This is a genomic window from Ornithinimicrobium pulveris (assembly GCF_050261105.1).
Classification (GTDB): Bacteria; Actinomycetota; Actinomycetes; order Actinomycetales; family Dermatophilaceae; genus Ornithinicoccus.
This window is the reverse complement of the sequence record NZ_CP189837.1, coordinates 486661-508597: the sequence shown is the minus strand read 5'-3', so window position 1 is coordinate 508597 and position 21937 is coordinate 486661. Positions and strand designations below refer to the sequence as shown.

At 69.5% G+C, this 21937-nt stretch carries 21 protein-coding genes and 2 pseudogenes; 10 read left to right on the top strand and 13 right to left on the bottom strand.

The genetic code is table 11. The features are described from left to right. Positions 1–109 precede the first annotated feature (109 nt). On the bottom strand, positions 110–2110 hold the full coding sequence (locus tag ACQBAT_RS02300) for a heavy metal translocating P-type ATPase (RefSeq protein ID WP_420747234.1): 2001 nt from the start codon (positions 2108–2110) through the stop codon (positions 110–112). Between the two features lie 91 nt (positions 2111–2201). Beyond that, positions 2202–2435 (bottom strand): heavy-metal-associated domain-containing protein, encoded by a 234-nt coding sequence (locus ACQBAT_RS02295; protein ID WP_005053944.1) that lies wholly within the window; start codon positions 2433–2435, stop codon positions 2202–2204. A gap of 164 nt (positions 2436–2599) precedes the next feature. Between ACQBAT_RS02295 and ACQBAT_RS02290 the strand changes: the two genes are divergently transcribed. Further along, a complete protein-coding gene (locus tag ACQBAT_RS02290) occupies positions 2600–3283 on the top strand; it encodes a Crp/Fnr family transcriptional regulator (RefSeq protein ID WP_075891835.1) in 684 nt (227 codons plus the stop codon). A gap of 149 nt (positions 3284–3432) precedes the next feature. Here the strand turns inward: ACQBAT_RS02290 and ACQBAT_RS02285 are convergent. The 5 genes and pseudogenes from ACQBAT_RS02285 to ACQBAT_RS02265 form a co-directional block, all read right to left on the bottom strand. Next, positions 3433–3729, bottom strand: a pseudogene (locus ACQBAT_RS02285) (integrase core domain-containing protein); the annotation flags it as partial. Continuing rightward, a pseudogene (locus tag ACQBAT_RS02280) lies at positions 3730–3999 on the bottom strand (transposase); the annotation flags it as partial. 314 nt (positions 4000–4313) lie between these two features. Next, the gene (locus ACQBAT_RS02275) at positions 4314–4820 is read right to left on the bottom strand and encodes an ATP-binding cassette domain-containing protein (RefSeq protein ID WP_420747235.1); all 507 of its coding nucleotides are present in this window, start codon (positions 4818–4820) and stop codon (positions 4314–4316) included. A 40-nt stretch (positions 4821–4860) separates the two neighbouring features. Then, positions 4861–5673, bottom strand: coding sequence for a sugar phosphate isomerase/epimerase family protein (locus ACQBAT_RS02270; protein WP_420747236.1), 813 nt, complete (start codon positions 5671–5673; stop codon positions 4861–4863). Next, entirely contained in the window at positions 5670–6608 is a 939-nt protein-coding gene (locus ACQBAT_RS02265; RefSeq protein WP_420747237.1) for a Ppx/GppA family phosphatase, read from the bottom strand. The genes ACQBAT_RS02270 and ACQBAT_RS02265 overlap by 4 nt, the downstream gene beginning before the upstream one ends. A gap of 30 nt (positions 6609–6638) precedes the next feature. On the opposite strand from ACQBAT_RS02265, the gene ACQBAT_RS02260 reads away from it, so the two are divergent. From ACQBAT_RS02260 to ACQBAT_RS02240, 5 genes are all read left to right on the top strand, one after another. Beyond that, complete coding sequence (locus ACQBAT_RS02260) at positions 6639–7496, top strand: hypothetical protein (RefSeq protein WP_420747238.1); 858 nt, start codon at positions 6639–6641, stop codon at positions 7494–7496. 18 nt (positions 7497–7514) lie between these two features. Then, positions 7515–7868: a hypothetical protein gene (locus ACQBAT_RS02255; RefSeq protein ID WP_420747239.1), complete on the top strand. Its 354-nt coding sequence runs from the start codon at positions 7515–7517 to the stop codon at positions 7866–7868. A 110-nt stretch (positions 7869–7978) separates the two neighbouring features. Then, a complete protein-coding gene (radA, locus tag ACQBAT_RS02250; RefSeq protein WP_420747240.1) occupies positions 7979–9469 on the top strand; it encodes a DNA repair protein RadA in 1491 nt (496 codons plus the stop codon). 57 nt (positions 9470–9526) lie between these two features. Then, a complete protein-coding gene (gene disA / locus ACQBAT_RS02245) occupies positions 9527–10615 on the top strand; it encodes a DNA integrity scanning diadenylate cyclase DisA (protein ID WP_420747241.1) in 1089 nt (362 codons plus the stop codon). Further along, on the top strand, positions 10612–11499 hold the full coding sequence (locus ACQBAT_RS02240) for an A/G-specific adenine glycosylase (protein WP_420747303.1): 888 nt from the start codon (positions 10612–10614) through the stop codon (positions 11497–11499). Before disA ends, ACQBAT_RS02240 begins: the two co-directional genes overlap by 4 nt. Here ACQBAT_RS02240 and ACQBAT_RS02235 read toward each other — a convergent pair. Further along, on the bottom strand, positions 11478–12599 hold the full coding sequence (locus tag ACQBAT_RS02235; protein WP_420747242.1) for a lipid II:glycine glycyltransferase FemX: 1122 nt from the start codon (positions 12597–12599) through the stop codon (positions 11478–11480). The genes ACQBAT_RS02240 and ACQBAT_RS02235 overlap by 22 nt on opposite strands. A 33-nt stretch (positions 12600–12632) precedes the next feature. Between ACQBAT_RS02235 and ACQBAT_RS02230 the strand changes: the two genes are divergently transcribed. After that, positions 12633–13676, top strand: a complete 1044-nt coding sequence (locus tag ACQBAT_RS02230) for a lipid II:glycine glycyltransferase FemX (RefSeq protein ID WP_420747243.1) — start codon at positions 12633–12635, stop codon at positions 13674–13676. A gap of 7 nt (positions 13677–13683) precedes the next feature. On the opposite strand, the gene ACQBAT_RS02225 is transcribed toward ACQBAT_RS02230, so the two are convergent. After that, the gene (locus ACQBAT_RS02225; protein WP_420747244.1) at positions 13684–14733 is read right to left on the bottom strand and encodes a lipid II:glycine glycyltransferase FemX; all 1050 of its coding nucleotides are present in this window, start codon (positions 14731–14733) and stop codon (positions 13684–13686) included. 101 nt (positions 14734–14834) lie between these two features. After that, on the bottom strand, positions 14835–17360 hold the full coding sequence (locus ACQBAT_RS02220) for an ATP-dependent Clp protease ATP-binding subunit (protein WP_420747245.1): 2526 nt from the start codon (positions 17358–17360) through the stop codon (positions 14835–14837). Positions 17361–17555: 195 nt separating this feature from the next. Between ACQBAT_RS02220 and ACQBAT_RS02215 the strand changes: the two genes are divergently transcribed. Then, positions 17556–18242, top strand: a complete 687-nt coding sequence (locus tag ACQBAT_RS02215) for a hypothetical protein (protein ID WP_420747246.1) — start codon at positions 17556–17558, stop codon at positions 18240–18242. Between the two features lie 8 nt (positions 18243–18250). Here the strand turns inward: ACQBAT_RS02215 and ACQBAT_RS02210 are convergent, their stop codons facing one another. Further along, positions 18251–19282 (bottom strand): Ku protein, encoded by a 1032-nt coding sequence (locus ACQBAT_RS02210; RefSeq protein WP_420747247.1) that lies wholly within the window; start codon positions 19280–19282, stop codon positions 18251–18253. A gap of 18 nt (positions 19283–19300) precedes the next feature. Between ACQBAT_RS02210 and ACQBAT_RS02205 the strand changes: the two genes are divergently transcribed. Both ACQBAT_RS02205 and ligD read left to right on the top strand, forming a co-directional pair. Continuing rightward, positions 19301–20290 carry a DNA ligase gene (locus tag ACQBAT_RS02205; RefSeq protein ID WP_420747248.1) on the top strand — a complete coding sequence of 330 codons (990 nt, stop codon included), beginning with the start codon at positions 19301–19303 and terminating at the stop codon, positions 20288–20290. Next, positions 20287–21135: a non-homologous end-joining DNA ligase gene (ligD, locus tag ACQBAT_RS02200; RefSeq protein ID WP_420747249.1), complete on the top strand. Its 849-nt coding sequence runs from the start codon at positions 20287–20289 to the stop codon at positions 21133–21135. Before ACQBAT_RS02205 ends, ligD begins: the two co-directional genes overlap by 4 nt. 138 nt (positions 21136–21273) lie before the next feature. Here the strand turns inward: ligD and ACQBAT_RS02195 are convergent, their stop codons facing one another. Together ACQBAT_RS02195 and ACQBAT_RS02190 are read right to left on the bottom strand one after the other, a co-directional pair. Next, positions 21274–21609 carry a histone-like nucleoid-structuring protein Lsr2 gene (locus tag ACQBAT_RS02195; RefSeq protein ID WP_420747250.1) on the bottom strand — a complete coding sequence of 112 codons (336 nt, stop codon included), beginning with the start codon at positions 21607–21609 and terminating at the stop codon, positions 21274–21276. Between the two features lie 135 nt (positions 21610–21744). Further along, positions 21745–21936: a hypothetical protein gene (locus ACQBAT_RS02190; protein WP_420747251.1), complete on the bottom strand. Its 192-nt coding sequence runs from the start codon at positions 21934–21936 to the stop codon at positions 21745–21747. Between the last annotated feature and the right edge of the window lies 1 nt (position 21937).

Sequence of the window (21937 nt, the reverse complement as noted above, 5' to 3'; positions counted from 1 at the left end):
CTTCCTGTGTAGCTGTCTGTGTGGGGCGTGTCGGCTGTCTGAGCTTTCGTGTCTATCCGTGTCCGGGGCGTCCGACCCCGTGGCGCCAGGGCCCGGCGCGGATTCGGCGTCAGGCGGTTACCTGCTTCGCCCCTTTCTCGGTGGTCCTCTCGCTCTGTGGCGTCGCGGTCGAACCGCGGGTCTTCCGCAGCAGTCGCATCGCATTGGCGATGACCACCAGTACGGAGGCTTCGTGGACGAGCATGCCGACGGACATGGTCACCCCGCCGGCGAAAACACCGGCCAGCAGCAGCACCACGGTGATCAGGGCGATCGCGATGTTCTGTCGCATCACGGACACGGTCCGCTTGGCCAGGCCGATGGCCTCCGGCAGTTTGAGCAGGTTGTCACCCATCAGGGCGATGTCCGCGGTCTCCACGGCCACGGCCGAGCCTGCCGCACCCATCGCCACGCCGATGTTGGCGGTGGCCAGCGCCGGGGCGTCATTGACGCCGTCCCCGACCATGGCAATCGTGTGGCCCTGGCGCTGTAGCTGTGCGACCACGTCCAGCTTGTCTTCTGGGAGCAGAGAGGCGTGGATCTCGTCGATCCCGGTGGCCTTCCCGACGGCCTCGGCCACCAGCCGGGTGTCACCGGTGAGCATGACCACCTTCTCGACACCGGCTCGGTGGAGCCGGGCGACCATCTCGGGGGCATCCTGGCGGATTTGGTCGGCGACGGCGACGACGCCGATCACCTGGTCGTCGACGGCCACGATCATCGGCGTCTTGCCGTCGGAGGCTAGCGATTCCGCCGCCTGAGCTGCGCTGCCGTCGTCGGGAACGCCGTACTGGTCAAGCAGCGGCTGGTTACCGATGAGCACCCGCTGGCCGGCAACGTCGGACACGATGCCCTTACCGGGGACCGGCATGACGGTGCCGGGAACCCCGTCGGGGGCCACCCCCTCATCGCGCGCCGTCTGAAGAATGGGACGGGCCAGCGGGTGCTCCGACCCGGCCTCGGCCGCAGCAGCCCAGCGCAGCACGTCGGCACGTTCCCGTGCGGGGTCAAGGACGACGACGTCGGTCAGGACAGGTTGGCCCTCGGTGAGGGTGCCGGTCTTGTCCACGGCGACCGCCGAGATCCTCGCCGAGGTCTCCAGGAACTCGCCGCCCTTGATCAGGATGCCATTACGGGCGGCCCGGCCGATACCGGCCACGATCGCGACCGGAATGGAGATCACCAGGGCACCGGGGCAGCCGATGACCAGCAAAGTCAACGCCAGAACCACGTCACCGGCGATCACTCCGGCCACCAGCGCCAGCACCATCACGGCGGGGGTGTACCAGCGGGAGAAGCGGTCCATGAAGGCCTGGGTGCGGGCCTTGGCGTCCTGGGCCTCCTCCACCCGGTGAATGATGCGGGCCAGGGTGGTATCCGCACCGATGCCCGTAGCCAACACTTGCAAAAAGCCGCCCCGGGACACAGTGCCGGCGAACACCTGGTCACCTTTGGATTTCTCCACCGGGATCGACTCGCCGGTGATGGAGGCCTCGTCGATGGCACCAGTGCCGGAGACGACCTGGCCGTCCACGGGGACCTTCGCGCCGTTCTTGACCAGGACGATCTCGCCCATCCTCACCTGTCCGGCAGGGATCTCCTGTTGCTCACCATCGCGCACAACGACGGCGGAATCCGGTGCCACCGCGACCAGCTCGGCCAGTGCCGAGCGGGTCTTGTTCAAGGTGGCAGCTTCCAGGGCGTGGCCGATCGCGAACAGGAACGTGACCGCCGCGGCCTCCCAGAAGTTGCCGATGATGACCGCGCCGATGGCCGCCACCGACACCAGCAGGTCGATGCCGATGACCTTGGCGATCAGGGCACGAACCGCCTTGATCACGATCCCGTAGCCGGCGGCTACGGCGGCGGCGACCATGAAGACATCCGCGAGGGTGAAGACCGCCGTGGCATGTGTGGCGTGGGCGCCGGCATCGAGCCACCACTGGGGGCTGACGGTGAGGTTGGCCGCACCCTCGGCCAGCCGCTGAACGGCGAACGAGATGATGATGAGCACGCCGGACACGACGGGAACAGACCAATTCCCATAGACCCATTTCTGGAGCCTGTTCACTTTCGGGTACGACCTTTCTGCGATGAGTGCCAGCGGACCGGCAGATCGGGTATGAGCGAAAAATGTGCGACCCCACAGGGGCCCGCGTGCCTCAGAAGGCTGAAGGAGTGGCCTTATAGCCGGCCTTCGCCACGGCAGTCACGAGGTCATCCACGGAGACGCGCTCGGCGTCGTGGTCGATCTCGATGCGGGATGAGGCGAAATGGACCTTCACGTTCTCGACACCCTTGAGGCGGCCGACCTGCTTTTCGATCTTCGCCACGCAGGACGGGCAGGAGAATCCCTCGGCCCTCAAAAGGGTGTGGGTGGCGGTGGAGGTAGTCATTGTGAGAATCCCTTTCTTGGTGGTGTTCCGTATTGACACCTTCACGATAGGTTCGCGCCACTGCGAACTCCTTGACCCAGGTCAAGTCCGGACGGCACCGTACGAGGCGCCCCCTGGGGCATCTGGGACGGTGGCGCCCGCGCCGATTCCGGTAGGCTTGAGGCATGTCTGAGGATGACCTGTGCGTAGCTCGCGTACCGATCTTCCAAGGACTGACGCGCCAGGAGCAGCTGCACGTCGCCGACTTCGTTCGCCCGGTGTGCGTCCACAAGGGGGATATTGTTTGTTCCCCCGGACAGTCGGTGTCGCGTCTGCTGGTGATGCACAGCGGACAGCTCAAGGTCAGCCACACGGCGGCCAATGGTCAGGAACAGATTCTGCGAACGGTGACAGACGGTGATGTCGTGGGAGAACGGGCCTTCCTGACGGGCCACCGCCCGGTCGACCTCGTCGTCGCGCTAGAAGACAGTCGGATGTGCGTCTTCGACCACGCCGACCTCTCGGCCCTGCTCCGCGACTACCCCGACATCAGTCAGCGGATGCTGCGGACACTCTCCGACCGGCTCTCCTCAGTCGAGCGACTGCTGGGCGCCGTCACCTCCAGCGACGTCAACGCCCGCGTGGCGGCCTACCTGCTAGATCTGCCCGGCAGCATGCGAGCAGGCGTACCCACGGTGAGGCTGCCGATGGCGAAACAAGACATCGCCGCCTACCTCGGAACCACGCCCGAAACCCTGAGCCGACGCCTCGCCGCGCTCTCCACCTCCGGCATCATCGAACTCCACGGACGCCGAGACGTCTCCATCCTCGACATTGATGCACTCGAACACGTCGCCACACCCCGATAGCCCGGTACCGTCAGGATGCATCCGAGACGCGTCGAAGGCAGCGATGTAGGCCACTGCGCAACATCGACTACTCCGACCGCTACCAGCAGCACTTCACGCTCGGCTCCGACATCTCCACTCTGGGGTTGACCCCGTCTGGTGGACATCGGTTAAGCGGCTTCTTGGGCCGCGGTGATGGTCCGGTGCTCGAACGTTACCGGAGGGATCTGGCCGAGGGCGCTGTGCCGCCGGCGGCGGTTGTAGACGTTCTCGATCCAGGAACTGACCGCGTGGATCGCCTCGGGCCTGGTGGCGAAGGAGTAGCGGTCGTAGAACTCGGTCTTCAGGGTCGACCAGAAGCTCTCGATCTGGGCGTTGTCCCAGCACACGCCGGTGCGCCCGACTGACAGGAGCACGCCCAGCTCCTTGGCCGCGTCGGCGAGCTGGGTCGAGGTGTACTGACAGCCGATGGAGGGGAAGAAGCTGCCCTGACGCAGCTTGGGCAGCGCGACCGTGACGTCACCGCCCTTGGTCGTCAACAGCTTCGGGCGGGTGCCGTTGCGCTCCGTCACCCGCCCGGGCGTGCGTTCGTAGCGGCCGGCGCCGATCGCCTCGGTGGCCTCGGCCTCGATCAGCTCCTGCAGGACCATGCGCACGGACTCGCGCACAAGGTCCACGCCGTCACCGGCGCGAAGTGCGTCCAGCAGGTCGGACACGGCAGACTGGGGAAGGGTCATCGGTGAGATCTCCTCTGGTGAGTGCTTGGCGGTACACACCGAGCATCTCGCCGATGACCCCTCTACGTCAGAGAGCCACACCCACTCCCCAAACCCCACCACTCCACGGGACTCTTACGTCGGCGCGCGCTTCATGGATGCGGGAAGGGTCGAAGCTCCCGCGTCGGATCGGAACCTCCCGACGAACCAAGTGGGCGGCCACAGTTCGGCGGTTCACGCGGAACTGCGCCGCCAGCTCCACAAGCGTCGCTCCCGACCGATACTCCGACACCAGATCGTCGACCTGTTCGGGGCGCAGAAGGGTTTGAGCCATCTCAACTGACCGCACCATCCGACCGCGCGAGTCCGCCACTGTCGGCCCCCGACGAACGGCGGTCCTGCTTGTAGAAGCCGCGTGACCTGCGCAAAGATAGGGTTTTCAGGGCTGGGCAGGGGTTCTCAAACTCTCTACGCAGGTCCACCCGTTCCAGCGCCCGGTCGACCTCGGCGCGGAGCCCGCGGCGCACCCCTGCCAAGGTGGCGAAGTAGCGCAGGTTCTGCCGGACGGTCAGGTCGCGGTAGACGCTCGGCGACTGGGTGACGTAGCCGACCCGCCGGCGCAGCCCGGTGCTGCCGGCAGTCTCCCCCAGCACCCGCACGGTCCCGGTGACCTTCTCCTGCACCCCGACCACGGCGCGCATCAGGGTGCTCTTGCCACCTCCGCTGGGCCCCAGCAACCCGACGATCTGACCGACCGGGACATCCAGGTCGATCCCGTGGAGCACCTCGCGACGTCCTCTGCTGACCCGCAGGTCGCGGACCTCGACGGCATTCTTCGTCACAGCCCTGAATGTACTCCCGCGCCACCTCCGGGAGCGCCGGTCAGGAGGTGCGTGGGGCAGCCCCGGGCGAGTCGTGCTGACCCAGGTGCTCCCGCCCAAAGGCGAGCGATTCGGCCAACGCCTGCTCGCGGGCCTCGCGCTTCATCCGCCGGGTGCCCACCTCCACGCTGACCACGCCCTCGAAGCCGGTCTGCACGAGGTGCTCCAGCACCTCGGCGCACTTCTGGTTGCCCCGCCCCGGCACCAGGTGCTCGTCCTTGAACGAGCCGAAGGAGTCACCGAGATGCAGGTGGCTCACCCGGTCGCCCAGATCGCGCGCCAACTCCAACGCATCGGTCCCGGCGGTGGCCGCGTGCGAGATGTCGAGGGTGACGTCACCGTAGGGGAAGTCGCGCGGGTCCGGCCCCGGCAGATAGGCCTGCATCGCGTTGACGCCGGAGCGCCAGGGGAACATGTTCTCCACCGCGATCTTCACGCCCCAGCGCGCCTGCCGCTCCGCGACCCCCTCGACGAAACCTTCGGCATACCCCCGTTGCCAGCGGAAGGGCGGGTGCACGACGACGCAGCCGGCGCCGACCTCGGCGGCCAGGTCCAGCGCCCGCTCGATCTTGACCCATGGCTCCCACCCCCACAGACGCTGGGCGAGCAGCAGGGTCGGTGCGTGGATCGCCCCGATCTCCAGGTGGTGCAGGTCCGCGAGCGCCCGCAGCGCCCCGGCCTCCTGCGTCACCGGATCGGTCCAGACCATGATCTCCACCCCGTCATAGCCCAACCGCTCGGCCAGGTCGAAGGCGTAGGCGGCGTTCTCCGGATAGACCGAGGACGTCGACAGGTGGACCGGGATGGCGTTCATGCCACCCTCCCGGTGAGTCCGTCCAGGAAGCGCAGGATGAGTCCTTCGCGCAGCGCCCACGGACAGACCGCCAGCTCCTCCACGCCGAAGAGGTCCATCGCGGCCTCGACCACCACGGCGCCGGCGAGCAGCTGGGGCGCACGCGAGGCGGAGACGCCCGGCAGGTCGGACCGCTTGGCCGCGGGCATCGACGCCAGCCGACCCACCAGGTCGGCCAGGTCGGCGTGCGCGAGCGAGCGTGCGACATACGGGCCATCTCCCCGGGGCGCAGCCCCGCACGCCCGGGCGAGGGAACGGATCGTCTTGCTGGTGCCCACCGTCAGGTGCCGCTCCCCCACCCGCGCGAGCCGCGGCTGGACGGTGGCGATCTCGGACCGCACGCGCTTGCGCAGCGCCCGCAGTTCCGCCTTACCCGGGGGGTCCTGGCTCAGCTCGCGGGTCAGGCGCCCCGCTCCGAGCGGCAGCGAGAAGGCCGCGTCCGGCTCCTCGTCCAGCCCAGCGGCGAGCTCGAGCGAGCCCCCGCCGATGTCGACCAGCAGCAGCCGTCCGGCCGACCAGCCGAACCAGCGCCGGGCGGCCAGGAAGGTCACCCGCGCCTCGTCCTCTCCGTCCAGCACGTCGAGGTCCACCCCGGAGCGGTCCTTGACGAGGTCGAGCACCGCCTGGGTGTTGCCGGCGTCGCGGATGGCGCTGGTGGCGAACCCCATCAACCGGCTCACGCCACGTTCGTCGGCGACCTCCACGCACTCGGCGACGAAGTCCGCCAGCCGCCGGGCCCCCTCGTCGGAGATGTTCCCCTCGGGGGTCAGGTGCTCGGCCAACCGGAGCACGGTGCTGTGGGAGTAGTCCGGCATGGGGTGTGCCCCGGCGTGGTAGGCGTCCACGACCAGCAGGTGCACGGTGTTGGAGCCGACATCGATCACACCGAGGCGCATGGTCCTGAGTATCCCACCTACGCTGTCGCGGTGACCGCCACCCCGCTCGATGCCCCTCGCGCCTGGGCCGAGTTCACCGATCCTGCCGAGCCCGCGCAACGGGTGCGGGTCGACCTCACCTGGCTCACCTCACGCTGGCAGTGCCTGTATGGCGCAGGGGCCTGCCCCGGTATCGACGCCGGCGAGCCGGATGCCGGGTGCTGCACGCTGGGCGCGCACTTCACCGATGCCGACGACCTCGCCCGGGTGCGGGCCGTGGTCGAGTCGTTGGGGCCGGATGAGTGGCAGCTTCGGGACCCAGGGCTGGAAGAAGGCTGGCTGGTCGAGCACGAGCCCGGGGACGAGGACACGGGTGGGACCCCGGGCCCCGGCGCCACCCGGGTGCTCGACGGGGCCTGCATCTTCCTCAACCGCCCCGGCTTCCCCGCTGGAGCCGGGTGCGCCCTCCATCAGCACGCAGTCGCCGAGGGGTTGGAGCCGCTCACCACCAAGCCGGACGTCTGTTGGCAGTTGCCCGTGCGCCGCACCTACCGCGACGTCGAGGAGATGGACGGCTCCTCCTACCTGGAGATCACGATCACCGAGTACGACCGCCGCGCGTGGGGACCAGGTGGCCACGACCTGGACTGGTACTGCACCAACGAGCCGGTTGCGCATACCGGTGTGGAGCCGGTCTACGTCTCGTTGCAGGCCGAGTTGGTCGAGCTCATCGGGCCCCAGGCGTATGCCGTGCTCGCGCAGCTGTGCGCGGACCACCTCGCCGCCGTGGACGCCCTTCTCACCTCGCGCCGGGGCGCACCGTCCTCGCCCGCCGGCCGGGCGCAGCCCGAGGGTCGGGCCCTGCTTCCCCTCCTCATGCATCCAGCCACCGCCGCAGCGCGCCGGTGACGGTGCACACTGTCCCGCATGAACACCGTCGTGAACGTGCCGATCCTCACCGTCGGCGAGGGCGGCCTGCCCGGGAAGCACCTCGGGACCGGGGAGCTCATCGCGCCCGGGATCGTGCTGCTGACCCTGACCGAGGGCCAGCCCGCTCCCTCCCTGCCCCTCCTCGCCCAGCTTCCCACCTCCGGCGGGCGCCCGGCCCAGGTCGTCGAGGTGATCCCGGCGGCGGACGGCTCCGCCCGGGTCGCGCTGAAGCTGGCCGGAGCCGCAGGCATCAAGGCACCTGAGACCTCCTCCCGCACGGCCGGGCTGGACCGGGCAGAGACGGCGTCGAGCTGGATCTGCCGGATCTTCCCCCAGTTGTGCCGCCGCTGAGACGGCCCGTGGGCACCGCGTGAGTCGATGGCGCCAGGTACGCCCCCGCCCGCGGGGTGACGAGGTGGACGACAGCCACCTTGTCGGTGCCGCCACCTACCCTGGCTGACGTGGCGAAGAAGAGCAGTGGAACCCGGTCCGGCTACCGGTGCGCGGAGTGCGGCTGGACCACCGTGAAGTGGGTCGGGCGTTGCGGGGAGTGTCAGGCATGGGGCACCGTGACCGAGATCGGCGGCCAGACCGCCGTGCGGACCACCGCGGTCTCCCCGGCACGGGCGGCGGTGCCGATCGCCGAGGTCGACGCCCAGACCGCGCAGGCCCGCTCCACCGGGGTCGGTGAATTCGACCGGGTCCTCGGCGGCGGCATCGTCCCCGGCGCCGTCGTGCTGATGGCCGGCGAGCCGGGGATCGGCAAGTCCACCCTGGCCCTGGACGTGGCGGCCCGCGCAGCACGGGGCGGCGAGTCGGTGCTCTACGTCTCCGGCGAGGAGTCCGCAGCCCAGGTCAAGTTGCGCGCTGAGCGGATCGGCGCGCTCGCCGACACCCTCTACCTGGCCGCCGAGACCGACCTGGCCACCGTGCTGGGCCAGGTCGAGCAGGCCGATCCCTCTCTCGTCGTGGTCGACTCCGTGCAGACGATCGCCTCCGCCGACGTCGAGGGCGCCCCCGGCAATGTCAGCCAGGTGCGCGAGGTCGCGTCCGCGCTGATCCAGGCCGCCAAGAGCCGCGGGACCGCTGCCGTCCTCATCGGCCAGGTCACCAAGGACGGGTCGATCGCGGGTCCCCGCGTCCTCGAGCACCTCGTCGACGTGGTGGTGCAGTTCGAGGGCGAACGGCACTCCCGCCTCCGGCTCGTCCGGGCCGTGAAGAACCGCTTCGGACCGACCGACGAGGTCGGCTGCTTCGACCTGGGCGACTCCGGGATCACCGAGCTGCCTGACCCCAGCGGGCTCTTCCTGACCAGCCGGGACCGACCCGTCCCAGGCACCTGCGTCACCGTGACCCTCGAGGGCCGCCGACCGCTGGTCGCCGAGTTGCAGGCGCTGGTCAGCGACTCCCAGGGCGGGTCGCCGCGGCGGACCACGAGCGGCCTCGACTCCTCCCGGCTAGCCATGGTGATGGCGGTGCTGGAGCAGCGGGCCGGGGTGCCGCTGGGCAAGCAGGACTGCTACGCCTCAACCGTCGGCGGCGTCCGCCTGGGCGAGCCCGCTGCCGACCTCGCGCTCGCGCTGGCCCTGACCAGCTCGATGCTCGACCTCGCCCTACCCGTCGGCACCATCGCGGTCGGGGAGGTCGGGCTGGCGGGCGACCTGCGCCCGGTCACCGGGCTCCCCCGCCGGCTCGCCGAGGCCGCCCGGATCGGCTTCACCGAGGCGGTCGTGCCCACCGGCTCACTGTCCGAGGGTCGACCGCCGAGCGGCATGCGCGTGCACGAGGTCGCCACCCTCGCCGAGGCGGCCGCCACCGTGATGACGGTGGCGCGCGCCAGCGCGGGTCACGATGGCGTCGCCGGCGCGGGTCACGATGGCGTCGCCGGCGCAGGTCACGATGGCGTCTCCAGCGCAGATCACGATGGCGTAAAGAATGGGGACCAGCCGTAGGTCCCCCACCGGCTGCCGCCTAAGATCTGCGCAACCGGTGCGCTGAAAGGGGAGTTGATGTCGGTGGCCGAACGATCCCACGAGGAGATGCTGCGGGCGACGCTCGCCGCGGTGGCTCCGGGCACCGACCTGCGCGACGGGCTTGAGCGGATCCTGCGTGGTCGCACCGGGGCCCTCATCGTGCTCGGCAGCGACCGCGTCGTCGATTCCATCAGCACGGGCGGCTTCGAGCTGGACGTCGAGTTCTCCGCCACCCGGCTGCGCGAGCTGGCCAAGATGGACGGCGCGATCATCCTCGACCGCGAGGGCGGCCACATCGTCCGGGCCGCCACCCAGCTCGTCCCCGACCCCTCGATCGAGACCCGCGAGAGCGGCACCCGGCACCGCACCGCCGAGCGCGTGGCCAAGCAGACCGGGATGCCGGTGATCTCGGTCAGTCAGTCGATGGCGATCGTCGCCCTCTACGTCGGCGACCTGCGGCACGTCCTGGAGTCCCGCGCCCAGATCCTGGCCCAGGCCAACCAGGCCCTGCAGACGCTCGAGCGCTACCGGGCCCGCCTGGATGAGGTCACCGCGAACCTGTCGGCGCTGGAGATCGAGGACCTGGTCACGATCCGCGAGGTCGCCTCGGTGCTCCAGCGTCTGGAGATGGTGAGCCGGATCAGCACCGAGATCGAGCAGTATGTCGTCGAGCTCGGCGTCGACGGTCGCTTGGTCGCCCTGCAGCTCGATGAGCTCACCGGGGGCATCGGCCGCGACCGCGAGCTGGTGATCCGCGACTACGCCTCCGCTGCCGACGGCACGCACGAGCCGCCCGAGGTGCTCACGCAGCTGGCCGCCCTGGACGGGACCGAACTGCTGGACCTGCAGGCGGTCGCCCGCTGCCTGGGCATCACGGTGATCGGCGACGGGATGGACCACCTCTCGCTCAGCCCCTCCGGCTACCGGCTGCTGCACCGCATCCCGCGCCTGCCGGGCGCGATCGTCGAGCGCCTGGTGGACCACTTCGGCTCCTTCCAGGCGCTGCTCTCGGCCGGCCTAGATGAGCTGATGGAGGTCGAGGGTGTCGGCGAGGCCCGCGCTCGGGCGGTCCGCGAGGGCCTGTCCCGACTCGCCGAGGCCTCGATCCTGGAGCGCTACTCCTGAGCGTGCCCGCCCGACCCGAGACACTGCATACCCGGATCCTGTCCTGGTATGCCGTCGCCCAGCGCGACCTGCCCTGGCGCCGCCCCGGGTGCTCACCGTGGGGCGTGCTCGTCTCCGAGGTGATGCTCCAGCAGACCCCGGTGGCCAGGGTGCGTCCGGTCTGGGAGAGGTGGCTGGAACGCTGGCCCACCCCGACCGACCTCGCGGGCGATCCTGCCGGAGAGGCGGTGCGGGCCTGGGACCGGCTCGGCTACCCGCGCCGAGCGCTCCGCCTGCACGCTGCAGCCACGACGATCCGGGACGAGCACGGGGGCCAGGTGCCCGGCGAGGAGGAGACACTGCGGACGCTGCCCGGGGTCGGTGACTACACGGCCGCGGCGGTTGCGGCCTTCGCCTTCGGGCGGCGAACCACGGTCGTCGACACCAACGTCCGCCGGGTGCACGCCCGCCTCGTGACGGGGACCGCGCTCCCTTCGCCCTCGCTCACCCGGGCCGAGGTCGCCCTGGCCACCACCCTTCTGCCGCAGGACGACGCAGAGTCCGCGCGCTGGAATGTCGCCGTGATGGAGCTCGGCGCGCTGGTCTGCACCGCTCGATCTCCCCGGTGCGGAGAGTGCCCGGTGGCCGACCTGTGCGCCTGGCGGCTGGCCGGGTCCCCGCCCTACGACGGCCCGCCGCGGCGCGGACAGGCGTGGGCGGGCACCGACCGCCAGTGCCGCGGGCTGATGGTGCAACTGCTGCGGGAGGCGACCGAACCGGTCCCCGGGCGGCGCCTGCGGGAGCTGTGGCCAGATGCGCTGCAGCGGGATCGCTGCCTCGACGCCCTCGTGGCCGACCGGCTGGTCGAGCCGCTGGACGACGACTACTTCCGGCTGCCGGCCTGACCGGAGAGCCGGGCCGGGACCTTCTTGCGCGCCTGCGACACCGCGGCCGACACCGTGCGCCGCCCGTGCTGGACCCGCGGGAGAAGGTGCGCGAGCGCGGCATACAGGAGGGTGTTGTGCACGATGTCGACCTCGCCGATGAGCTCGGTGACGCCGTCGGTCTTGGCCAGCGAGCGCTTGAAGAAGTAGAGCCCGTCCGACTCGTCGATCTCAAAGACCCCGCCGAGGTCGTAGGACTGGGCCTCCCGGCCCAGCCCCCAGAGCATGAGCTCGTGGTTCATCAGGTGGTTGGGGTAGAGGTTCCGCTTGGTGTCGTTGGACCCGGCGTAGAGGTAGTAGAGCTTGCCGTAGTAGTCGACGGTGACGGCCGCGGCGAGCACGTCACCCTCGTGCCGGACCGTGGCGACCGTGGTGCGGTCCTCGAAGGCATCCCGGATGCGGTGGAAGTAGGGCAGCCCACGCGTGGTGATCTCGTTGCGGCGACCCATGAAGGTGTAGACGTCATGGAAGGTGCGCAGGTCCGCATCCGAGCGCCCGTGGCCGACCTCGACACCCTTCTTGCGGGCGTTGCGGACCATCCGCCGCGCGGTGCTGTTGTACTTCGCCATCAGGGCGTCCTCGGTGAGCAGAGCGCCCTGCTCATCCCGCAGCGAGACCACCATGTTGTAGCGCGGCTGGATCACCTGGTCCTTCTGCGCCCCGACGTTCTTAACCACCCAGCCGGGCTGGTCGCGCATCCAGGCGTCGAGCTCGGCGTCGAAGCGGATCTCGGGGTCGATGCGGAGCATGATCGCGCGGTGCTTCTTCACGAGCGGATCGGCCTCGGCCAGGATCTGGAGCACCAACGCCTTGTCCGACCAGTCCACGAGCGGCCCGCGCGGGGCGTAGAGCACTGTGAAACCACCAGGCAGCCGCCGGACGAGCAGCGTCATCGCGGCGACGATCTCCCCGCTCTCCTCGAGGTAGACCGCCTCCTGCCCCCAGTCGTTCTTGACGACGCCCCACTGGCGGTCCTGGGTGATCGACCGGTGCGGGTGGGATCGGACGAAGGCGTCATAACGGTCGACGGCTGAGGTGTCGGTCAGGTCAAGGACGGGCACCCACCGAGGCTACCCCGAATTAGACTTCGCACCATGTCCCTCACCTTCGCATCACCGACCTCGGCACAGGAGTGGGATGACCTCATCGCGTCCACCCCGTCGCGCGGCACCATCTTCCAGAGCCATGTCCTGGGGCAGGTCAAGACATTGGCGCGCTGGGAGCCCCGCTACGCGCTCTCGCACGGTGTGGCGCTGACCATCCACACCAAGAAGGCGCCGGGCTTCGGCACGATCTGGTACCTGCCGAAGGGGCCGTGCGTGAGCACCGTGGAGGACCTCGCCCCGATCATCGAGGACCTGCGCGAGGCAGCCCGTGAGCAGGGGGTCCTCTTCGTCCGCATCGAGCCGGAGATCCTCGAGACACCGGAGAACCTCGCCGCGATCGAGACGCTGGGGCTGGTCCGGGTTCCTCCGGTCCAGCCCAACTCCTCCACCGTGATCTTCCGGCTGCCGGACGCGCCCGAGGAGCTCCTGGCGGCCTACCCCAGCAAGACCCGCAATATGGTGCGCCGCGCGCAGCGCGAGGGGGTGGAGGTCACCCGGGCCCCGGACAGCGAGGACACCTACGAGCAGATGTATGCCCTGTGGGACGAGCTCGTGACCGACCAGGGGCTCGGGGTGCGGGGACGCGACTACTTCGTGGAGTCGTGGAAACTCCTGGTGCGCTCCGGGCGCGCGAAGGTGATCACGGCCCGGGTGGACGGTGAGATGACCGCCTGGGCGCTGGTGACCGTGATCGGGCAGGTCGGCGCCTACAAGGAAGGGGCCAGCGTGCGCCGCAGGCCGGTCCCCGGCGTCAGCCAGCTGGTGCAGTACGAAGGGATGCGCTGGGCGATCGAACAGGGGGCCAAGGTCTACGACCTGGTGGGCACCCCGCACTCCAGCAAACTCGAGGACAAGGCCGACCTGCGCCACGGTCTGGGCATCTTCAAACGGGGTTTCGAGCGGCAGGTCACGGACTGGGTCGGTGCCTTCGACCTGGTGCTGCGCCCCCGCCGGTATGCCGTGTGGCAGCGGATCGGGCAACGGGTCGTCACGAGGGTGCAGCGCCGCGAGCCTGGCGACGCCTTCTGGTGACCGGTGGTCAGTAGAAGAGCGGGTTCTTGCGGCGGCCGAGCCGCCAGTAGATCTTGACGCCGAGTCTGTCCCAGGCTGCGGTGCGCTTGGGGTCGAGCACCAGGCGCATGGTGCCCACGGTGTCGGTGATCTGACCGAAGGCGGTCTTGAACTGCACCAGGCCGTGCATCTGATGCTCCTTGTCGTCGACCAACCAGCTCGGCGGCGCGCCGAACATGTCGTAGGTGGTCGCGCCCTGCTCCTTGCACCACCGCATCGCTTCCCACTGGACGCGGTACTGCAGGCCGTTGGCCGCGGGGGTCCGGATCGAGCCACCGTCCCGGTAGTAGCCCAGGTCGCGGTGCTGCCACAGGTAGATGCCCGCCTCCGGCTCCTCCTTGCCCTGCTCGGAGTAGGCGAGGATGACGTGGCCCTGACCGAGGTCTCGGTAGAGCTTCCAGGCGTCGAGGTAGTACTCCTTGGGCCGCAGGGGCAACCCGGCCCGGTCCGAGATGGTGGGGACGTAGAGCGTCCAGAGCTTCTCGAAGGCTTCGTCGTCGGTGCGGTGTTCGATCACCGCGTCGCCGGTCTTGCGGATGTAGCGGCGAGCCCGCTGCCGGAAGGAGGCGAGCAGGTCCTCCTCCGAGGGCGTCAGGTCGATGAAGACGGTGCTGGTGCCTGGCTGGAGCGGGATGAAGTCCTCGAGCCCGGGCACGGAGGAGATCAGCTCCGCCTTGGTCTCGGGCCCCTCTGCCGGGATGGCGGGCTCCATGATGACGGCGAAGGCGCCGCAGTCCTTCAGGTCGTCGCAGATGATCTGCAGATGCTGTGGATCGGTGACCCGCGGCCCCATCGGGGCGTACCAGAACTGGCCGAACGGCGGGACCTTGCGGATCAGGTAGAGCACCGGGAGGTCGCCCACGCCGGGGAGGGTGTGCACCATCTGTCGGTACGCCCAGGTCGCCGACTTCACCTGGGCGTAGGGCTGCAGCTGCATCAGGTCGACACCGGCGGGGGTCTGCCAGACGAGGTCCTCCCAGGAGGCGATCTCGGCGGCGGTCGCTTCGCGCAAGGTCATGGGCGCAACCCTATCCGCGGTCGAGCGTCGGGCACGAAACGACCGATGGGGCGGCACCGCTGCTGCGGTGCCGCCCCATCACGGTCGATCAGCTGAGGTGATCAGCCAGCCTGCTCCTCCACCGGCACGGTGTCCGGCACGTCGGCGGGCTTCTCCTGGCCCTCGAAGGTGAAGACCTTGTCGCTGGTCTTGTCCTGACCACCGGTGTCCTCGACGTCCACCAGGACGATCTGGCCCGGGCCGAGCTCGCCGAAGAGGATCTTCTCGGAGAGCTGGTCCTCGATCTCGCGCTGGATGGCGCGACGCAGCGGTCGGGCACCGAGCACCGGGTCGTAACCCTTCTTGGCCAGCAGCTCCTTGGCGGCCTGGGTGAGCTCCAGCGCCATGTCCTTGTCCTTGAGCCGCTCGTCCAGCCGCGCCGCCATCAGGTCGACGATCTGGACGATCTCGGCCTGGGTCAGCTGCGGGAAGACGATGGTGTCGTCAACACGGTTGAGGAACTCGGGACGGAAGTGCTGCTTGAGCTCGTCGGTCACCTTGGCCTTCATCCGGTCGTAGTCCGACCGGGTGTCGGGGCCGGCGGAGAAGCCGAGCGAGACGCCCTTGGCGATGTCGCGGGTGCCCAGGTTGGTGGTCATGATGATGACGGTGTTCTTGAAGTCGACCACCCGGCCCTGGCTGTCGGTCAGGCGACCGTCCTCCAGGATCTGCAGAAGGCTGTTGAAGATGTCCGGGTGCGCCTTCTCGATCTCATCGAAGAGCACGACCGAGAACGGCTTGCGCCGCACCTTCTCGGTGAGCTGGCCGCCCTCCTCGTAGCCGACATAGCCGGGGGGCGAGCCGAACATCCGGGAGACGGTGTGCTTCTCGGAGTATTCCGACATGTCGAGGGTGATGAGCGAGTCCTCGTCACCGAACAGGAACTCCGCGAGCGCCTTGGCCAGCTCGGTCTTACCGACACCGGTGGGGCCGGCGAAGATGAACGAGCCGCCCGGGCGGCGCGGGTCCTTCAGGCCGGCGCGGGTGCGGCGGATCGCCTGCGACAGTCCAGTGATCGCGTCGTCCATGCCGATGATCCGCTTGTGCAGCTCATCCTCCATGTTGAGCAGGCGCGCAGACTCTTCCTCGGTGAGCTTGAAGACCGGGATGCCCGTCGCCGCCGCGAGGACCTCGGCGATCAGCTCCTCGTCGACCTCCGCGACGGCGTCCATGTCGCCGTTCTTCCACTCCTTCTCGCGCTCGGCGCGCGCCTGGGTGAGCTTGTGCTCCTCATCGCGCAGGCGGGCGGCCTTCTCGAAGTCCTGCCCGTCGATCGCCGACTCCTTCTCGCGCTTGGCGTGCGCGATCTTGTCGTCGAACTCGCGCAGGTCCGGCGGAGCGGTCATCCGGCGGATGCGCAGTCGCGCACCAGCCTCGTCGATCAGGTCGATCGCCTTGTCCGGCAGGAAGCGGTCGTTGATGTAGCGGTCGGCCATCGAGGCGGCGGCCACCAGGGCGCTGTCGGTGATGGTCACCCGGTGGTGCGCCTCGTAACGGTCCCGCAGGCCCTTGAGGATCTCGATGGCGTGCTTGAGCGTGGGCTCGGCCACCTGGATCGGCTGGAAGCGGCGCTCCAGCGCGGCGTCCTTCTCGATGTGCTTGCGGTACTCATCCAGCGTGGTCGCTCCGATGGTCTGGAGTTCACCGCGGGCCAGCATCGGCTTGAGGATGCTGGCGGCGTCGATGGCGCCCTCGGCGGCACCCGCCCCGACGAGGGTGTGGATCTCGTCGATGAACAGGATGATGTCGCCGCGGGTGCGGATCTCCTTGAGCACCTTCTTCAGGCGCTCTTCGAAGTCACCGCGGTAGCGGCTGCCGGCGACCAGCGCGCCGAGGTCGAGGGTGTAGAGCTGCTTCTCCTTCAGCGTCTCCGGCACCTCGCCGCGGACGATGTCCTGGGCCAGGCCCTCCACGACTGCGGTCTTGCCAACGCCGGGCTCACCGATCAGCACCGGGTTGTTCTTGGTGCGCCGGGACAGCACCTGCATGACCCGCTCGATCTCCTGGCTGCGGCCGATGACCGGGTCCAGCTTGCCCTCGCGGGCGGCCTGGGTCAGGTTGCGGCCGAACTGGTCGAGCACCAGCGAGCCGGCCTGCTGGCCCTCGGCCCCACCGGAGGGGCCGACGCCGGCGGCGGCGGTCTCCTTGCCCTGGTAGCCCGAGAGCAGCTGGATGACCTGCTGGCGGACCTTGTTGAGGTCGGCGCCGAGCTTGACCAGCACCTGGGCGGCGACGCCCTCACCCTCACGGATCAGGCCGAGCAGCAGGTGCTCGGTGCCGATGTAGTTGTGGCCCAGCTGCAGGCCCTCACGCAGGGACAGCTCCAGCACCTTCTTGGCGCGGGGCGTGAAGGGGATGTGGCCGGTCGGGCTCTGCTGACCCTGGCCGATGATCTCCTGGACCTGCTGGCGTACGGCGTCCAGCGAGATCCCGAGCGCCTCGAGGGCCTTGGCCGCGACGCCTTCCCCCTCGTGGATGAGGCCGAGCAGCAGGTGCTCGGTGCCGATGTAGTTGTGGTTGAGCAGCCGCGCCTCCTCCTGCGCGAGCACCACCACACGCCGGGCGCGGTCGGTGAACCGTTCGAACATGCCTCACTCCTCAGTCGTCGGGCACGCGAGCCGGTGGCGAGCCACCCTCGCGGGCGTGTCTCCACTCTACGTCGCGTCTGGCCAGCACAACGCGCCCAGCCACCACCGATGTTCCGTCGAGAACCCGAGCGGCGCCGGTGTTCGCCCTGGGCGCAATCATCGGATCCCCAGACTCACCACCTACGATGTGCGCCCATGGAGCGCACCCCAGCACTGCGGCTGGTCGCCCTGGCGGCCGGTCTCACCCTCGCCCTGTCGGCCTGCACCTCCGAGGACCCTGCCTCCTCGACCGGCGAGAACGGCACCGCGAACGGGGCGGACGGGCAGGGGACGGCCGGCCCGGACGGGGCCACCGAGACCGGTGACGGCCTGCAGGGCGAGCCGGGTCGCAACGGCTGGCTGTGCGACTACGTGAGCCCGTCGGGCACCAATCTCGCCGCGGGGGGCGAGGCCGTCTCGCCGCGCAGCTTGGTCGTCCAGGATGACGATGAGGGATGGGTCTGCGAGGTGCTCAGCGGTGGCGCCGGGGAGCAGGAGCCGATCATCCGGCTCTCCGTCCTGCCCGGTGAGGAGGCCCGCGAGGAGATGCGCGCGGAGGCCGAGGCGCTGGACTACGAGCGAGGCCCGACCTACCTGGGCCACTCTTACATCTCCGCCGGGCGGGTCACCGGGCTGACCCAGTGCCGGGTCCCTGGGGAGGACGACTTCGTCCCTTACACCCTGCTCGGGGAGTCGCTGCTCTCCGACGACGCCGAGACGACCGATGTCCTGCGCTCCTCGCTGGCCCTGGCCGCCCAAGGCCTGGACCGGGGTCTGGGGTGCAACCCGCGCCAGGTGGTCAGCGACATGGCCGACGACGCGGAGAGCACCACCGCCCCCTGACGTCGGGGCTAGCCCGCCTTCTTGGCGGCAGTCTTCTTCGCCGAGCTCTTGCTCGCCGAACTCTTGCTCGTCGCGCTCTTGCTCGCCGTGGACTTCTTGGCGGTGGACTTCGCAGCGGTCTTCTTCGCGGTCGACGTCCCCGAGGTCTCCTTCGCGGTCGATCCCGCCGTTGACGTCGTGGACGTGGACTTCCTTGACCCGGACCCTGACCCTGACCCTGACCCGGAGCCGGACCCGGACCCCGAAGCCTCGCCGCGCCCGGCCTTGGCCCGGTCCACCGACCGCTGCAGCGCCGCCAGCAGGTCGACCACCTCGCCGGAGTCCGCCTCGTCCTGCGTGTCCGGCGACTCGGTGACGTCCCCGCCCTCGATCTTGCTCTGCACGAGGGCCTCGACAGCTTCCTTGAAGTCATCGACGTGCCCCTCGGGCTCGAAGTCGCCGGACATCGAGTCGACCAGCATCCGAGCCATCGCGATCTCGGACTCCTTGGGCTCGCTCACCTCGTCCAGGTGGTCCAGCTGCGCGCTGTCGCGGATCTCATCGGGCCACAGCAGCGTCTGCAGGACGATGACGTCGTCGACCACGCGGAGCACCGCCATGGTCATCCGGGTCCGCACCGAGACGGTCACCACCGCGACCCGCTCGGACTCCTTGAGCGCCTCGCGCAGCAATCCGTAGGCCTTGGCGCCCATCGCATCGGGCTCGATGTAGTACGGCTTGTCGAACAGGATCGGGTCGATCTGGGAGATCGGCACGAACTTCTCGACCGCGATCTCCTTGCTGGACCGGTTCGGCAGGCTGGCCATGTCTTCGTCGGTGAGGATGACGGTCTTGCCGTCCTCGGTCTCATAGGCCTTGGCGATGTCCTTGTAGGCGACCTCTTCCCCATCGGCCTGCGCCACGCGCTTGTAGCGAATCCGGCTGCCGTCGCTGGCGCGCACCTGGTGGAAACTCAGGTCGTGGTTCTCGGTCGCCGAGTACAACCGCACCGGCACGTTGACCAGCCCGAAGCTGACGGCACCCTTCCAGATCGCTCTCACACCCCCCAGGATGGACCCATGCGCCCCATGCTCGCCACTCCCGGCGACCCTCGGACCGGTCCCCCGAGCGGGCCTGAGTGGGCGCACGAGGTCAAGTGGGACGGGATCCGGCTGCTCGCCGACGTGCAAGACGGTCACCTGCGCCTGCTCACGCGCGGCGGCCGAGACATCGCCGTCGCCTTCCCCGAGCTGGCCGGGCTGGCGGGGATGGCCGACGACCTCCTGCTCGACGGGGAGGCCGTGGCGATGGTCGACGGCCGCCCCAACTTCGGCCAGGTGGTGGACCGGGTTCACCTCACCTCAGCACGCGCGGCCGCCCAGGTTGCCGCCACCCGTCCCGCGACCTATCTCGCCTTCGACCTGCTCCGGTTGGACGGCCTGGACCTCACCGGATTGCCGTGGTCGGCACGGCGGGATGCGCTGGAGCAGGTGGTCGACGCCGCCGACCTCGCCGCCCTTGGCGTGCCGCCCGTCTACGACGACGGCGCCGGGCTCCTGGCCGCGACTGCCGAGCAGGGTCTGGAGGGCGTGGTCAGCAAGCGTCGCGCCGCGCCCTATCGCGAGGGCGTGCGCTCCGCCGACTGGCTCAAGTTCCCGCACCGCGACCTGCTGAGCGTGGTGGTCGGCGGCTGGCGGCCGCAGACCGGGACCCGCTCCCGGCTGGGCGCGGTCCACGTGGGCCTGCCGGCCACCGACGAGTCCGGTATGCCGCAGCGCGACCCCGAGGGACGACTCCGGCTCGTGTACGTGGGCCGGGTGGGCAGCGGGCTCGCGGGACGGGAAGGCGCCCGGCTGGCCGAGCTCCTGGCGCAGGTGCCGGAAGCGCCATACCCCTTCGTGGAGGCCATCCCCCGGGCCGAGGCGACGGGCAGCACCTGGCTGGAGCCGCAGGTCGTGCTGGATGTGGCCTCGCTCGGCATCACTCCTGGGGTGGGGCGGTTGCGCCAGCCGTCCTACCGGGGCGTGCGCCTCGACCTGAGCCCGCTCGATCTGGTGGCCACCCGATGAGCACCCAGCGCGTGGAGGTCGCCGGTCGGACGCTGAAGGTGAGCAACCTGGACAAGGTCCTCTACCCGGCCACGGGGACGACCAAGGGTGAGGTGCTGTCGTACTACGTCGGGCACGCCGAGCAGATCCTGCCCGAGCTCGCGGACCGCCCCGTCACCCGGATCCGCTTCCCCGAGGGCGTGGACAAGGTCAGCTTCTTCGAGAAGAACCTGCCCTCAGGCGCCCCCGACTGGTTGCCCCGGGTGACGATCGCCACCCCCGGCTCCTCACGCGGCAGGGAGTCGGTCACCTACCCGCTGGTGACCGATCTCGGCGTGCTGGTCTACCTGGTCAACCTCGGCAGCCTGGAACTGCACGTCCCGCAGTGGCGGGTCGACGAGCAGGGCCATCCGCTGCCACCGGACCGGATGGTCATCGACCTCGACCCGGGCCCCGGCGCGGGGCTGGCCGAGTGCTCAAGAGTCGCATTGCTGGTCCGTGAACGACTGGAGGCCGTCGGCCTGGTGACCCGGCCGGTGACCAGCGGCTCCAAGGGGATGCAGCTCTACGGCGACCTCGAGGGCACCCGCAGCGCGGACGAGGTGAGCGCCGTTGCCAAGTCACTGGCCGAGCACCTTGAGTCGGCCCACCCGGACCTGGTGACGGCCAAGATGACCAAGGCGCTGCGCCCGGGCAAGGTCTTCCTGGACTGGAGCCAGAACAACGCGGCCAAGACCACGATCTGCCCGTGGTCGCTCCGCGCGCGGGAGCGACCGCAGGTGGCGCTGCCGCGGACCTGGGAGGAGGTCTCCGCTGCCGCCGAGGGTGAGGAGGAGCTCACCCAGGTCCGGATGGACGAACTCTGAGACGCGGCCCACCGCGCGGCGCCTTCGCCATCCGGATGTCGACAACCCGCCGCCGACAACCCGCCGCACACGCAGCGACGGGCGGGGCCGGTCCCGGTGGACCGACCCCGCCCGTCGCGGTGCTGGGTTGCGCCTCGCTCAGTTGGCGGCGGCGTAGGCGTCCTGCAGCTCCTGGGACACCCGGCCACGGGTGCTCACCTTGAAGCCGTTCTGACGGCCCCACTCGCGCATCTTGCTGAGCTCCTCGGACTTGCCGGCGGCAGCGCCACCGCCCGCGCGACGACGGGTCTGGCGACGACCACCGGCGCGACGCGCGTCGGCGATCCAGATCGCCAGGTCGTTGCGCAGCTTCGAGGCATTCTCGTCGTTGAGGTCGATCTCGTAGCTGACGCCATCGAGGGAGAATTCCACGGTCTCGGTCGCCTCGCCCCCGTTGACGTCGTCTTCCAGAATGACCTGAACACGCTGAACCATTGTGACTCCTCGGTAGGATAGATCTTTGTCACGCCCCAGAGATGAACGCTCGGGATCACAATAGCGACCACGCGGCTCAGATAACAAGTCCAGTAGATATTTCTACCGGGTGTCCCCTTCGCGCATCAATAGTTCTTAAGCGGCAGGTGGGCTGTGATCCGCCTCGGCAGAGTCATCGGCGTGGTTCGCTTCCCACTCACGCAGTGCTGCGCGCTCGCGTCGGTCTCCCTCGACAATGTGTTTGAGGATGACCCAGAAGAGAAAGAGCAGGCCGATCGAGGGCAGCAATGCCGCCAGGATCATCCAGCCTTCGTGCAGGAACGCCATC

What these genes read in the sequence shown, in the direction of transcription:
- ACQBAT_RS02265 (WP_420747237.1), bottom strand. Translation starts at nt 6,608, where the DNA reads ATGCGCCTCGGTGTGATCGATGTCGGCTCCAACACCGTGCACCTGCTG.
- ACQBAT_RS02195 (WP_420747250.1), bottom strand. Translation starts at nt 21,609, where the DNA reads ATGGTTCAGCGTGTTCAGGTCATTCTGGAAGACGACGTCAACGGGGGC.
- ACQBAT_RS02230 (WP_420747243.1), top strand. Translation starts at nt 12,633, where the DNA reads ATGTCCCTCACCTTCGCATCACCGACCTCGGCACAGGAGTGGGATGAC.
- ACQBAT_RS02225 (WP_420747244.1), bottom strand. Translation starts at nt 14,733, where the DNA reads ATGACCTTGCGCGAAGCGACCGCCGCCGAGATCGCCTCCTGGGAGGAC.
- ACQBAT_RS02220 (WP_420747245.1), bottom strand. Translation starts at nt 17,360, where the DNA reads ATGTTCGAACGGTTCACCGACCGCGCCCGGCGTGTGGTGGTGCTCGCG.
- disA (WP_420747241.1), top strand. Translation starts at nt 9,527, where the DNA reads ATGTCGGTGGCCGAACGATCCCACGAGGAGATGCTGCGGGCGACGCTC.
- ACQBAT_RS02190 (WP_420747251.1), bottom strand. Translation starts at nt 21,936, where the DNA reads ATGGCGTTCCTGCACGAAGGCTGGATGATCCTGGCGGCATTGCTGCCC.
- ACQBAT_RS02255 (WP_420747239.1), top strand. Translation starts at nt 7,515, where the DNA reads ATGAACACCGTCGTGAACGTGCCGATCCTCACCGTCGGCGAGGGCGGC.
- ACQBAT_RS02215 (WP_420747246.1), top strand. Translation starts at nt 17,556, where the DNA reads ATGGAGCGCACCCCAGCACTGCGGCTGGTCGCCCTGGCGGCCGGTCTC.
- ligD (WP_420747249.1), top strand. Translation starts at nt 20,287, where the DNA reads ATGAGCACCCAGCGCGTGGAGGTCGCCGGTCGGACGCTGAAGGTGAGC.
- ACQBAT_RS02205 (WP_420747248.1), top strand. Translation starts at nt 19,301, where the DNA reads ATGCGCCCCATGCTCGCCACTCCCGGCGACCCTCGGACCGGTCCCCCG.
- ACQBAT_RS02270 (WP_420747236.1), bottom strand. Translation starts at nt 5,673, where the DNA reads ATGAACGCCATCCCGGTCCACCTGTCGACGTCCTCGGTCTATCCGGAG.
- ACQBAT_RS02295 (WP_005053944.1), bottom strand. Translation starts at nt 2,435, where the DNA reads ATGACTACCTCCACCGCCACCCACACCCTTTTGAGGGCCGAGGGATTC.
- ACQBAT_RS02290 (WP_075891835.1), top strand. Translation starts at nt 2,600, where the DNA reads ATGTCTGAGGATGACCTGTGCGTAGCTCGCGTACCGATCTTCCAAGGA.